This is a genomic window from Cohnella mopanensis, assembly GCF_022352055.1.
Classification (GTDB): domain Bacteria; phylum Bacillota; class Bacilli; order Paenibacillales; family Paenibacillaceae; genus Cohnella; species Cohnella mopanensis.
The window spans coordinates 55,640-68,050 of the sequence record NZ_JAKRWM010000014.1; the positions used below are offsets into that span (position 1 = coordinate 55,640).

The following is a 12,411-nucleotide window of genomic DNA, read 5'->3' on the forward strand; positions in this document are numbered from 1 at the left end:
AAAGATTGAAAATGTGCGAATCATTCAACAAGCTCGGCGCGCACGGAAAGAGGTGACGAACGAATTCGCCACCTCTTATCCCTTATTTATACTGCTCTTTCACCTCAACTAAAACGCCAAGCGCATTTGATGTGTCGAAGTATTCATACGCCTCATAGCCTTTTTCTTGTTTAAACAGGGATTCAAAGCCTGCATTCTTCATCGTTTCTTCGTCATTTTCTAAAGGTCCGTCCGACAACAAACAAATGGAGCATATCGACGTGCCATGTTCCTTTAACCAAGCTGCCCAGGGGTCATTATTTCCGAGAGGCTGGATAATTTCAAACCAGAAGTTATCGCTGAACACACTCTCTACCTTCATTGGGGTATCCGTGATGTCGGCACCTTTATACTTTGTATAAGGTGATCTCACCTCTTTATGCTCCGCATGAAGCCCTGCAGGCTCTTTCCCTGTGCCTAGCAAAGTTTTATAGGCGGATACTGTTTTTTCAAGATTGTCTGTTACGACAATAACTTTAATGATTTTCGTAGATGATAATGTCATTTTTATCTCCCTTTATATGATCAATTTTTCTTTATTCGATTATCGATTGGTGAAACCGCCGTCGGCAATAATTTCAGCACCTGTCACATAAGAAGATTCGTCGGACGCTAAGAACAAGGCAACCGCCGCAATCTCGCTAGGCTTTCCGATATGCCCGATGGGGAGCTGAGAAACGATATGGCTTCGTAGTTCTTCATCGCCGTGTATGAAATTCGTAAACGCCTTTGTCTCCGTTGGACCAGGACTTATAGCATTTGCTCTAATCCCCTTCTCTGCAAGCTCTCCTGTGAACGAACGCGCCATAGACCTGACCGCTGCTTTCGCCGCATTATAGATAATGGCGTTCTTCCCGCCTTGAAAACCTGCGATGGACGATATTAGAACAATTGAAGATTTATCGGACATATAAGGAAGTAACTTCTGCACCGTGAAAAATGCCGAAAAAACATTAAGGTTCATGGTCAAATGAAACTGCTCAGGCGTGACTTCTGAAATCGGGCTTTGCGGTCCGTTACCGACAATCGGTAGAACGGCCTTCAATTTGCGGCCTGTTTTTTTAACGGATTCCGCTATTTTTTCTAAATCATTCACGTTGGTGGCATCAACCTTGAGAATGTCAACGACCTGACTGTTTCCCTCGTATACTTTCTTTGCGTTTTCGATATTGTGATCAGCCACAATTAAATCGGCGCCTTCGCTTATGAAACGTTCTGCGATCGCTCTGCCGATTCCATTCGCTGCACCCGTGACAACGACCAATTCTTTATCCAATAATTTTCTCATTCAAAATCCTCGCCATCATATTTGAAATCAAGCTGTCTTCTCATTTCATCCATAATTTTCATCACGGATAATGTGTCTTCCCAAGGCATAACTGAAGATTCAACCTTGCCTTCTATAAGACACCTTTGCACCTCGGCAGCTTCGAAATGCATGCCGAATAGCCCGTCGCGGCCAGCTTCGTAATGTTCATGCGTTTTTGATAGATACTCCAATGTCGAACCGTCATTATAGTAAACAGTGAAGTCCGACGGCCTGTAAAATTGCCGTTGAATTTCGATTCTCCCTTTGGTTCCGCAGATTGCGGCGGTGACAGGAGATGACGCGAGCGAGCCAAAAGCTAGCAACGCAAGTGCGCCTTTGCCATTGCCATATTCGAAAATGGCAGCATCGTTGGAGTCTACGCCTGTTGGCGTCGCGGAGCCGGCAGCGATTATTCTCGTTGGGTTTCCGAGCAGAAACTGCACGAAGGAAATCGGATATACGCCCAAGTCTAGAAGAGCTCCGCCTGCAAGCTCGGGTGCATACAAGCGATGTTTAGGATCAAATGGAAAGCAAACCCCATGGTCGGCGATGATCTGAACAATGTCCCCTATTTCGCCCCGATCAATCAATTCTTTGACTTTGATGATATGCGGCAGAAATCGTGTCCAATACGCCTCCATAACGAATAGATTTTTCTCTTTTGCCAAATCTATAATTTCCTTCGCCTGCTTATAATTTTGCGTAAATGCCTTCTCGACTAGAATAGGCTTATCGTGTTGCAAGCACTTCATCGCCCACTCATGGTGCTGTGCATGTGGAGTCGCAATATAAATCACATCAATGTCAGGATCTCTCATCAGCTCTTCATAAGAACCGTACGCTTTGTCTATTGACGGAAACTCGTGTTGAAACGCTATTGCTTTTATTAAGTCACGCGAACCAACGGCAGCAATGTTTCCGCCGGCTTTGATCACTTGCGCGGCAAAACAGCTTGCGATCCAGCCAGAACCAAGGATCCCCCACCTATGCGTATTAGGCATTTTTTCGTCTAGCTGAACAGGATAAGACCTAGCCGGCAAAAATTCTTTTTTTACGTTTTCCATAGGTTACAAAAACCCTTCCTGTAAAAAAGTTTCCTTAAACACGATTTATGCCGCTGTAATCAAGCATCTCTTTCGCCGAGCGACCAATTTTCAGCACTGTTTTCAACAACGCAAACCAAAATATCATCGCGCCTGATTCCAATGTCGACTAGCCTCTTTGTTAGTTCTTTATATGTTTTTTTCTTTTGCTCAAGCGAAAACATACGAACCATTGTAATTCTAATAATGATCAAATCTTGTCTATCGCGATTGTCATAAGTCGGCGAAAAAATAATCTCCCCCTCATCATGCGGTCTAAACACCTGGAATAGATCGGTCGTATCCATACCTAGACCCGCGACCAACGAATGATGAATGGCATTTGATATTTCTTTTCCTTTATCCGCAAACACCGACCTCATTAAGTCAACTTGAATCAACGGCATCATGATCCCCTGCTTTTCACTAGTAATCTGCTTTTGTTTCGATTATTTTATGGCACCGGCACTCATGCCTTTTTCAAAACTCTTCTGCATGAACAAATAAACAATGATAACGGGAATAGCGGTGAGTACGGCTGCCGCTAAGATCTTCGTCTGATCATTCGTAAACTCGCCTTGGAAGTATTGCGGAAGCAGCGTTACCGTCTGCATATCCGGGCTTTGCAAGAACAATAGCGGCAGGAGATAGGTGTTCCATGAGTTGATGAGCGTCAAAACAATAATCGATGCCGCAATTGGCCTTGTAAGTGGAAGGATGACATACCAGAATGTCGAAAAAACACTCGCACCGTCAATTCTTGCTGCCTCCATTAACTGGCTAGGAATGCCGCTGTTAAAATTTCTAGCAAGCAGAATGGTAAATGGCAGTTGCAATGCTGCAGTAGGTAAAATGACAGCCCAAAAGGTGTTAAACATATGCAACTTTTGAAACGTTACGAACAATGGAGATAACAAAATGACTTCAGGTAAAGTTAACGCAACAAGAATCAACCAGAAGAACACTTCTTTACCGAATATGCGTAATTTCGCGAAACCGAAGCCGGCTGTCATACTGAATATATAAACCAGCAAAATGACGCCAGTCGATATGATGAGCGAGTTTCTAAAATAGACTAGAACGACGCCCGTGTCCCAAACCGCCTTATAATTTAAAAATCCCGTTCCGCCGATAGAGCCAAGAAACATTTGAACAAGCGGAATCGCATAAGGTATCGTTAGTATAAGTAGAACGATTTGCAATACGACTTTGCTTTTTAAACTTCTCGTTTCGAACATCTCATTTCTCGCCTCCTTTATTAGCTCTATTTATAAGTATTGCACAGCAGATTGCGAGTAGAAGGAGCATGACGGATATTGCAGCCGCATAGCCAAGATGAGACTGCCTTATTCCCTGTTTGAAAATATACGTCCCTAAAAATTCCGTTGCGTGATTCGGCCCGCCGGTCGTAATCAGATAAGGAACATCAAATGTTTTCAAAGAACCTATGATCCCAAGCATGGCAAGAGAAACCGTCGTGCTTTTGCAGTTTGGCAATACGATGCTCAATAAAATTCTGAACTTACCTGCTCCATCTAAGTGCGACGCTTCAAGCATTTCTTTATCGATTTGGCTCATCGCCGCATAATATAGAATGAAACTCATTCCCGTGAACTGCCAAATCGTAACCATCATGAGAATGAAAAGCGCCGAATCCGGTCTTGCCAACCAATCAACGGTTATGCCTAAATGAAGCGTGTCGAATAGATCCTGCAGCATTCCCTGAGGCGAGAATAGCAATCTGAATACCGGTGCCATAGTCGCGGGCGCTAAGATCGTCGGTATAAAAATCAAGCACTTGTGCAATGTCGCCAACTTTACGTTTGAATGCAAAATGGCGGCAAATATAAAGCCTAAAAAGTTTTGAATTAAAAAGGTAACTAGGAAAAAAACAACCGTGTTTTTGATCGCTTTCCAGAAAATCCAGTCAGAAAGCGCTTTATCATAATTGCTCATCCCTACAGTTGTCTGAATGGGATCAAGCCCATTCCAATCTAAAGTAGACAATTTGAACGTATAAAATATCGAATAATAGATAAGCCCCGCAACAAAAACAAATGCTGGAAGAATCCACGGAAGTCCGTTCATCATCGTGGATCTCGATGTATTTTTCTTCTCCATGTTTACAGGTCTCCTAAACTCTAAATAATAGGGGCGCTAGCATAACTAGGCCCCTATCAGAATATGATCCCCTACTCGCTATCCGCTTGAGTCTTTGCAAGCTGAGCAGCGCCGTTGGAAGGAGTGATCGTTCCTCCTGCCACGCCGGCCAATACATCCGTCAACGCTTGGTTCATATCTGCGTTTATTCCTCCAAAACGAGGGTTATCGCCGCTATTCACTGCGTTTTTAAGATATTCTTTGATTGGTTCGTTTTGTTTTTCGGGATTTACGAGTTTTACATTGTCCCAATCCGGAGTTGCCGATTTTAGAGAAGGAACGACGTTTAAGGAATCCGCAATGATCTGTTGACCGCTCTGAGAGGTTCCAAGCCAAACAGCAAACGTAGTTGCAGCTTTAATATTGTTCGATTTGGCAGACACTGCAGTTGAATAGTCTAAATCGCCGAACATAGATCCCGTATTTCCTGTTCCTGCAATGTCGGGGAATTGAATTGGAATCATTGTGAACGGCTCTTCTTTGGAAGCTGCGGACTCAATAGCAGACTTCATCGCGTCTGGCAAAGCGTTAGATGTATACCAAGAGCCCATCATAACCATAGCAGCCTTCTGAGACATAAATAAATTGTTTGCCTCTGGATATTGTTGAAGACCAAGAGCACCCTTTTGCATAATTCCGTCATCGAACAACCCTTTCCATAGCTCTAATGCTTTGACGATCGAATCATCATCCCATTGAACTTCGCCTCTGGTTGCTTTCGTGAAATTACCAGGACTTACATTGTCAGCGATTGCATGAAAAGTATCGATGTTAAACGCACCTTGACCTGCTCCTTGCACAAAACCATAGATACCGTTTTTTTCGAAAATCTCGCAAGCTTTTTTCCACTCGTCAAGATTAGTAGGAATTTTTACGTTATATTTATCGAATAGATCTTGGTTGATCCACAGATTTCCAGAATATACCGTTCCGACGCCTAGTGCTTTCAACTGACCGTTGACAGTCATTGTGGTGATTGATGCCTCGTTGAGCTTGTCTTTATAGTCATCGCCTAACGCCTTTTTGACAGCGTCAGTCAAGTCAATGGCTTGCCCTCCGAAAACTTGGATGCCGCCATTTCCCGAACCCGCCGAAACCTCGAAAGCGTCGACGCCCTTGCCGTTTGCCAAAGCCGGCTTGAGAGCCGCGTCATAAGCGTCAATCGATGTTTGTTTCCATGTAACTTTGATGTCCGGATATTCTTTGTTAAATTCCGCAATGTATTTTTCATTCGTTGGGGAACCGGGCGTCCATCCCCACCACACGACTTCGCCTTTCATTTCAGATGAAGTATCTTCTGTCTTTTTACTGCTGCCACATCCTGTTAGCACAGCTGTCATCATTAGCATTAAAGCAAGTAAGCCGACAACTACCACTTTTGTTTTTTTCATTGTATTTCCCCCTTTTCATAATATACTTGCTATTAATGAACGCTTAGAGCGTCATTAGTGACTTTATGTACGCGACACTATTCAAATATTGTTCATCTGTATGAAGATGCTCTATGATAAACGGCATATTTTCATCAAAGGATAATCCTTTTTCGATTAGGTGCTTGGTATTTATTCCCCCGTTTTCGGCACTGGTTTCCCTAAAGAACAGCGTATATTCGTCCTCCATCTTGACACCTTTCAGATGGCAACTCTTTATATACTTGCCTAGTTTCTCGAAGCATTCGCATATAAATTCCTCATTGAAGAAATACCTTCTTGGTGTCGTTATCCAGTTAAAAATGTCCATATGAACCGCGAATCTATCTCTGCCCACAGACTCAAGCAACTCCAGATATTCGTCTGGTCCGGTCGGGAACATCCATGGCATGGACTCGATTGTAAAGTACGTATTTTTAGGGTTTACCTCATCGATGATCTCCTGAATCGTCTTTACAGCCAGTTCCCACGTTTCCTTCGTGAAATTATCTTTATAAGCACCGTCCCAGCGAGAGCCTCTGGCGCCAATAATATTCACACAACAGCTGGAACCTATCCGATCAGCAAGTTCAAGCTGTCCGACGGCGTACTTAATAGCCTTTTTACGTGCATCTTCATTTAAATCCAATGTATTGCGCCAAACCCCAACCTCTGCGATCACTAGGTTGTTTTTTTGGGCTTCTTTAACATACTCGTCAATAAGTGCATCGTCATTTTCGTAAGAGAGCGGGAAATTTACAGCTCCAAGTCCTAAGGCTTTATGTTTCATAGCCCATTCCTTTGGACTACTGTGGTTTAATGGCGAAGATGTCCCAAGTCTCATCTTACTTTTTGTAACTCTCAAGGATTTCAATGACACATTTTAGATCTGGAGCATCAAAATAATTATATTCACCGCTGCCATCGCCATAAACGCCCCTTTGAACCAGCTTTAAACCAGCGGCTTCAGCACTTGCAGTTGCAGTCTTTGAATCCTTAACTTGAAATGCAATGTGATGAATGCCCTCGCCCTTCTCCTCAAGATAGTTTCTCCATGTTGAAGGTTCATCGTTAGGCTGAATCAGTTCAAGCTGTAGTCCCGGACCGACGTCAAAGAAAGCCATCCAACAATATGCATTTGGAGCGGGTTCGCCCTTAAACTCTGTTCCTGTAACCGCATAGTCACCAATAGGTTGCGTCTCGGGAACGTCAACACCTAAAAACTCGGCCCACTTTTTCTTTGTTTCCTCTACATCCTTAACGATTAATCCAACCTGTGCCACCAAATTCGTTCCTAGTACTCCAGACATTTGAAGTCTCCTTTCAGGACTAAAATTCAATTTGTTTTTCTTGTCTATAAATTATCAATTTTACAGGCAACTCGCTCTTTGAAAATTGTTTATTACCTGTGCATATTTTGTTAGAATTTTTTCCCACTGAAAATACTACAACCCGTAAAAACGTTGATACGAGAGCATTTCGTCCGGTATGTATGCGTTTTCATTCTTTTAGCCTATCAAATGTTGCTCTTTTACATCGTAAATGATAGCCTAACCTTATCCAAAACTTCATCAACGTAACTAGGCAGGAGGGGGGCGACTATGCATTTGAATAATTATTTCGAGAGATTGAATTTCAATAATGGGAAGAAAATTAATGTATCAAAAAAAACTGATATCAATTTTTCCGGCAAGATGCATTGGCATCCTTTTATCGAGATCCTTGTAAGCCTTTACGATAATAATGAAGTAACGATTAATTACACCAAACATGTTCTTAAAACGAATGACCTGGTCATTATCTACCCTGGTGACTTGCACTCTTTTGATCATATAGATGAAAACGCTTTTATAATCGTCCAATTCCCTCTTGATTTACTGATGATCATGAGCGATTTTAATACAAACATATCAATCTTTTACCAGTACCATTGCATTAAATATGACCCCTCGAATATTGATGCCGATAGAATGATAATACTAATCAAACAATTGCCCGACCTATATGATTCCGACACTCTTTTTAATGAAGTGCGTATCTATTCGCTTCTTCTGGAGTTTTTTGTAATGCTCGGACGATACTGCGTCAATGCGAAGAAAGAAGGCTTCTCAGGTGATGCAAGCACAGATTATAAGGCTACTAAGTTAATGGCGGAGGCTTGCCTTTACATCTCGCAAAACTGCACTAGCCCCCTTACACTCGACGATGTTTCTCATCACATAGGGGTTAGCAAATACTATTTCTCGCGTATGTTCAATAAATTTACGAATATGACATTTATAGATTTCCTGACTACCGAACGAATCAAGAGGACGGAATCTTTGATTTTGAATCCAAACGCGCGTATAACTGATATTGCATTTGACTCGGGATTTTCAAGCGTCTCTTCGTTTAACCGTTGTTTTAAAAAAATAAAAGGGATTTCCCCTAGCGAATTTAGGGAAACGATGATTGATAACGCATTTCAGAGCCATCCATAAAAGTGGGGTTTAACCGGTTCGACGCGTTCCCATACTGAGTAGTAACTACGATTGGACAGAAATACGAAGTTTTTTATGGTGGGGGGCTTCCGAAGCCAATTCCTCAATTGGAGCGATTGGATTAGCTACAAAGAGAATCCGGTGGCAACTGGCGAGGAATAAGGCCGGAAAAGTTAATAGCGGTATGCAAATTCTAAATACAGAGCTGCTGAGGTATGACTTGATAAGCTCCCCTTCAAGCAGCAGGTTTATTTATTTCACCTGTCTACTTAAAGGGGAGCATATCAATATCACCATGCTCTGTTTTTCAATACGGTTGTTTCTCAATGTGGAGTCATGCCGATTACATAAATGTATCGTCTGAATAGGGACTATATGGGTGTGAGGAACGTACGGGAGTGTTGTGGGACATGAGGAATATCAGTCCATTATAACCACCAGCTACAATCGGCGCAGTAAAGCTTGTCCCACAAGAAGGACCTAGACTTCCATCACCAGTAAGTAATGGTGTCTCAATCGCATGCAGCGCAGGCGGATGCAATACATCAATTATCCGGCAATAACGAACTGACAATTAAAGACAACGTTTGCCTGTATACCGTATGCGCCGATTGTACATCTCCTAAGTGTCCTCCCATGTAAAGATGAATGACGCCATGGAGCGAAGCCCAAAATATACGGATAACTAATTCAGTGTCATACTGGCCGGGAATGAGACCTTGCTTCTGCGCATTGCTGATCACCGTCAATAATTGCCGCATGGCCGTTACGGTACCATTTAGGCTTTCCTCGTCAGGTTTGAAATCTGCGAATGCGCCTCCGAACATCAGTTTATAATAACTGGAGTAACGCTGCCCGAATTGCCAAAAGGCTTCGCCTAAATTGTGCAAATGCTGCTCCGGATCAGCAGCTTGCGGCGTCCCCTCGAATTCGTTAGCGAGAAGCTTACAACCGTCCAGATACAGCTGCTGAGCCAAGCCCTCTTTATTGACAAACAAGTTATAAATGATTTTTGTCGAGCAACCCATTTTCTGCGATACTTTGCGCACAGTAACGGCTTCCGGACCCTCTTCTTGCAAGAGCGTTGCCGCAGCGTCAACAACGAGCTTGCGGAGATTTTCAATATTTTGCAAGCGGACTTCTTGGTAGGTTTTCAACACTCGTGAGTTCGCATTGGAGGAGATATCTTGACCGCTCATAATCATCACCTTCGGTTATCAAGTTTTCGTCAGGAAACAAGGTTTCTGACGCTCTTGCAAGGAATTTTATACAGTTGTTAAGCGGTTGTCAATGAAACGGTAGATGTTCAAGGATATTCAAAGATCATATTGACTTTCTTGAAAAGCCGGGATACAATGAACCCGATCAGAAACACTGTTACCAAATGGCATGATGATTATCAAATTCCTTAAGAACCGGGAGTGACTTCTGTTCATTCGGTAACACTGTTTCTAAATTATAACATAGTATCTAAAGGGAGAGAAGCGATATGACTATTCAAGGTAAATGGGCGCTCATTACAGGAGCTTCTTCCGGTATTGGAGAGCAATTCGCGAGACAACTGGCCAAACAAGGCAGCCATTTAGTACTCGTGGCCCGTTCGAAGAGCAAGCTTGAGAGCTTGGCATCAGAGCTCAGTAAGAGGTATGGCATCAAAACTGAGGTTATCGCTATGGATCTTGCGAAAGAAGGCGCACCCAGCGAGTTATATCAGCAATGTCGACTTTTGAAAGTGGATATCGAACTCCTGGTCAACAATGCAGGCTTTGCTACGCATGGTTTGTTTGAACAAGTGTCAGGCGAGCGTCAACATGAAGAAGTGATGCTCAATGTCGCCGCTGTTGTAGATATGACCCACTTGTTCTTACCGGACATGTTGCACAGAAGCTCAGGTGTAGTTATCAATGTTGCATCAACCGCTGGATTTCAGCCACTTCCCTATATGGCGGTATATGGGGCAACGAAAGCTTTCGTCCTTTCATTTACTCAAGCGTTATGGTTTGAAAACCGCGACCGCGGCATCAAATTCTTCGCACTTTGTCCCGGCGCGACGGACACCAGTTTCTTTAATGTCGTAGGAGCGGAAGAAGCCTCCGTCGGAAAGAAAGACACACCAGAAAGAGTCGTAGAGGTTGCACTTCGCGCGTTGAAGGAAGGGAAAGTGTATGTTGTTCCCGGTGTGCAGAATTATCTCGGGGCGCAGTTATCGCGATTCATTACACGAAAGCAAAGTCTTCGGCTTGTTGGAAGTATGATTCGTCCGCGTGAAGGAAACAGCAGCAATAATAAGAATCCGGGTAATCAATCTGATCTTGCAAGGAGGGCAAATAAATGAAAGCTATACAACTGAGGAAAGCAATATTTCGGTAAAATCGCAGTCCAAATCTAATATTTCGCTAAAATGACAAAGGGGACACACTAATGCCTAATACACAAGTTCGCTCCGTTAAATCTACTGAAGGCGTGAATCGTCCGAAACGCTCACTATGTGCTAGGATATGCAGATGGGGGCTATCGCTGCTCGCGGTGCTCGTTCTAGGATTACTCGTTTTCTTACTTTTACCTTCACCGATCCAACCGGCAAAATGGTCCGCACCGAAGGCTCCCTCTTTTGAGGAAGCGGGTCCGTGGAAACAGAACAACAAACTCAGCTCGGCTCAGCTTGTTACTGATGCTCCTCAATTCCCGGAATTCATTACATTCGATAAAGAAGGGCAGCTATACACTGGAGATTCCAATGGGGAAATTTACAAGGTTGCTTTCGATGCAGAGGGAAACCCGCAAAAGGCGCAATTGTATGCAGACACCAAAGGAACGCCTAATGGGCTTATATTCGATGCCAATGGCAATTTGATCGTTACTGATGTCAAGAAGGGACTGCTATCTATAAACCCATCCGGGAGCATAGAGGTATTGGCCGATCAAGTGGACGGCAAGCCGATCTATTTAGCTAACGAGCTTGATATTGCTAAAGATGGCTCGATTTATTTCTCCGATACTTCGAATTATGGTAGCGTGACCTTCAAAGAAATGGCCGAGAACAAGCCGCATGGACGTTTGCTGAAGTACGATCCAAAGACTAAGCAAACGACTGTCCTGTTAGAAGGCCTTTACTTTGCAAACGGGGTTGCCTTGTCTGCGGATGAAGATTTTGTGCTTGTGGCGGAATCGTATCATTATCAGATAACTAGATACTGGCTGCAGGGTCCAAAGAAGGGGAAATCTGATATTTTTGCGGACAATCTCGCAGGCTTTCCAGACAACATTACGCGTGATGAGCAAGGTCATTTCTGGGTCGGTCTCTTCACGACTCGCATTTCTTTTGTAGATCAGATGCATAGCAACCCTTGGTTAGCCAGTAATATGGCCAAATTACCGCAGTCACTGCTTAGCGGCGCAAGCGCACCGGCGAAGCATGGGCTTGCTGTGGAGCTCAGTCCTCGGGGAGAGCTTATCGGAAGCTGGCATGATCCGGAAGGCAAACTGTATGGCATAACTACGGCTTTAAGCCATAACGGATATTTATATATAGGGACGGCACCTGGAGGTAGCAAGGGCATTTATCGCGTGCCTTTAACAAAATAAGGTTGGAATCCGGGAGGGTGCGAAATGAATCTGGATGATTTGGAGGGGATTTGCGTTACCACGATTCAACCCGGGGCAGTAGCGACGGAATTTTCTCAGGTGGCCGGAAGGAAGAAATTCGTGCGTTTACTTCGAACGTCTTGCCATTACATCCCGATGACGTTGCAGAGGCGGCCCTCTATGCACTGGAGCAGCCTGAGCATGTCAACATTCCAGAACTGACCATTATGCCTTCAAAGCAAGCCCAGCGGTTCACATAATTAACCAAGAAAGTAACGGACTGATGACAAAGCCTTGCGGGCTTCCGAGATAGGATTCGTAGAACTGACCATCTGACGTTTTAACTT

General features: G+C 43.7%; 14 protein-coding genes. 4 read left to right on the plus strand and 10 right to left on the minus strand.

Translation table 11 applies throughout. The features are described 5' to 3' along the window. Nucleotides 1-82: 82 nt before the first annotated feature. The 9 genes from L3D05_RS19580 to L3D05_RS19620 all read right to left on the minus strand — a co-directional run bounded on the left by L3D05_RS19580 (nt 83) and on the right by L3D05_RS19620 (nt 7,309). Nucleotides 83-544: a VOC family protein gene (locus L3D05_RS19580; protein WP_239618013.1), complete on the minus strand. Its 462-nt coding sequence runs from the start codon at nt 542-544 to the stop codon at nt 83-85. 39 nt (nt 545-583) lie between these two features. Then, a complete protein-coding gene (locus L3D05_RS19585; protein ID WP_239618014.1) occupies nt 584-1,327 on the minus strand; it encodes an SDR family NAD(P)-dependent oxidoreductase in 744 nt (247 codons plus the stop codon). Then, the gene (locus tag L3D05_RS19590; RefSeq protein ID WP_239618015.1) at nt 1,324-2,412 is read right to left on the minus strand and encodes a Gfo/Idh/MocA family protein; all 1,089 of its coding nucleotides are present in this window, start codon (nt 2,410-2,412) and stop codon (nt 1,324-1,326) included. The genes L3D05_RS19585 and L3D05_RS19590 overlap by 4 nt, the downstream gene beginning before the upstream one ends. 59 nt (nt 2,413-2,471) lie before the next feature. Next, on the minus strand, nt 2,472-2,831 hold the full coding sequence (locus L3D05_RS19595; RefSeq protein WP_239618016.1) for a tautomerase family protein: 360 nt from the start codon (nt 2,829-2,831) through the stop codon (nt 2,472-2,474). Between the two features lie 48 nt (nt 2,832-2,879). Then, nucleotides 2,880-3,668 carry a carbohydrate ABC transporter permease gene (locus L3D05_RS19600; RefSeq protein ID WP_239618017.1) on the minus strand — a complete coding sequence of 263 codons (789 nt, stop codon included), beginning with the start codon at nt 3,666-3,668 and terminating at the stop codon, nt 2,880-2,882. Nucleotide 3,669: 1 nt separating this feature from the next. Continuing rightward, a complete protein-coding gene (locus L3D05_RS19605) occupies nt 3,670-4,551 on the minus strand; it encodes a carbohydrate ABC transporter permease (protein WP_239618018.1) in 882 nt (293 codons plus the stop codon). Between the two features lie 71 nt (nt 4,552-4,622). Next, on the minus strand, nt 4,623-5,981 hold the full coding sequence (locus L3D05_RS19610) for an ABC transporter substrate-binding protein (protein WP_239618019.1): 1,359 nt from the start codon (nt 5,979-5,981) through the stop codon (nt 4,623-4,625). A 43-nt stretch (nt 5,982-6,024) separates the two neighbouring features. Beyond that, nucleotides 6,025-6,789, minus strand: coding sequence for a sugar phosphate isomerase/epimerase family protein (locus L3D05_RS19615; RefSeq protein WP_239618020.1), 765 nt, complete (start codon nt 6,787-6,789; stop codon nt 6,025-6,027). A gap of 55 nt (nt 6,790-6,844) precedes the next feature. Continuing rightward, complete coding sequence (locus L3D05_RS19620) at nt 6,845-7,309, minus strand: VOC family protein (RefSeq protein WP_239618021.1); 465 nt, start codon at nt 7,307-7,309, stop codon at nt 6,845-6,847. Between the two features lie 291 nt (nt 7,310-7,600). On the opposite strand from L3D05_RS19620, the gene L3D05_RS19625 reads away from it, so the two are divergent. Next, entirely contained in the window at nt 7,601-8,479 is an 879-nt protein-coding gene (locus tag L3D05_RS19625) for a helix-turn-helix domain-containing protein (RefSeq protein ID WP_239618022.1), read from the plus strand. Nucleotides 8,480-9,024: 545 nt separating this feature from the next. On the opposite strand, the gene L3D05_RS19630 is transcribed toward L3D05_RS19625, so the two are convergent. Next, complete coding sequence (locus tag L3D05_RS19630) at nt 9,025-9,678, minus strand: TetR/AcrR family transcriptional regulator (protein WP_239618023.1); 654 nt, start codon at nt 9,676-9,678, stop codon at nt 9,025-9,027. A 290-nt stretch (nt 9,679-9,968) separates the two neighbouring features. On the opposite strand from L3D05_RS19630, the gene L3D05_RS19635 reads away from it, so the two are divergent. The 3 genes from L3D05_RS19635 to L3D05_RS19645 all read left to right on the plus strand — a co-directional run bounded on the left by L3D05_RS19635 (nt 9,969) and on the right by L3D05_RS19645 (nt 12,324). After that, the gene (locus L3D05_RS19635) at nt 9,969-10,814 is read left to right on the plus strand and encodes an SDR family NAD(P)-dependent oxidoreductase (RefSeq protein ID WP_239618024.1); all 846 of its coding nucleotides are present in this window, start codon (nt 9,969-9,971) and stop codon (nt 10,812-10,814) included. Nucleotides 10,815-10,900: 86 nt separating this feature from the next. Beyond that, the gene (locus L3D05_RS19640) at nt 10,901-12,064 is read left to right on the plus strand and encodes an SMP-30/gluconolactonase/LRE family protein (protein ID WP_239618025.1); all 1,164 of its coding nucleotides are present in this window, start codon (nt 10,901-10,903) and stop codon (nt 12,062-12,064) included. Nucleotides 12,065-12,114: 50 nt separating this feature from the next. Continuing rightward, entirely contained in the window at nt 12,115-12,324 is a 210-nt protein-coding gene (locus L3D05_RS19645) for a Rossmann-fold NAD(P)-binding domain-containing protein (RefSeq protein ID WP_239618026.1), read from the plus strand. Nucleotides 12,325-12,411: the final 87 nt, after the last annotated feature.

Bases quoted from the DNA above. Each gene is read 5' to 3' on its own strand.
- L3D05_RS19630 (WP_239618023.1), bottom strand. From the start codon at position 9,678: ATGAGCGGTCAAGATATCTCCTCCAATGCGAACTCACGAGTGTTGAAA.
- L3D05_RS19590 (WP_239618015.1), bottom strand. From the start codon at position 2,412: ATGGAAAACGTAAAAAAAGAATTTTTGCCGGCTAGGTCTTATCCTGTT.
- L3D05_RS19635 (WP_239618024.1), top strand. From the start codon at position 9,969: ATGACTATTCAAGGTAAATGGGCGCTCATTACAGGAGCTTCTTCCGGT.
- L3D05_RS19585 (WP_239618014.1), bottom strand. From the start codon at position 1,327: ATGAGAAAATTATTGGATAAAGAATTGGTCGTTGTCACGGGTGCAGCG.
- L3D05_RS19610 (WP_239618019.1), bottom strand. From the start codon at position 5,981: ATGAAAAAAACAAAAGTGGTAGTTGTCGGCTTACTTGCTTTAATGCTA.
- L3D05_RS19605 (WP_239618018.1), bottom strand. From the start codon at position 4,551: ATGGAGAAGAAAAATACATCGAGATCCACGATGATGAACGGACTTCCG.
- L3D05_RS19615 (WP_239618020.1), bottom strand. From the start codon at position 6,789: ATGAAACATAAAGCCTTAGGACTTGGAGCTGTAAATTTCCCGCTCTCT.
- L3D05_RS19620 (WP_239618021.1), bottom strand. From the start codon at position 7,309: ATGTCTGGAGTACTAGGAACGAATTTGGTGGCACAGGTTGGATTAATC.
- L3D05_RS19600 (WP_239618017.1), bottom strand. From the start codon at position 3,668: ATGTTCGAAACGAGAAGTTTAAAAAGCAAAGTCGTATTGCAAATCGTT.
- L3D05_RS19625 (WP_239618022.1), top strand. From the start codon at position 7,601: ATGCATTTGAATAATTATTTCGAGAGATTGAATTTCAATAATGGGAAG.
- L3D05_RS19640 (WP_239618025.1), top strand. From the start codon at position 10,901: ATGCCTAATACACAAGTTCGCTCCGTTAAATCTACTGAAGGCGTGAAT.
- L3D05_RS19580 (WP_239618013.1), bottom strand. From the start codon at position 544: ATGACATTATCATCTACGAAAATCATTAAAGTTATTGTCGTAACAGAC.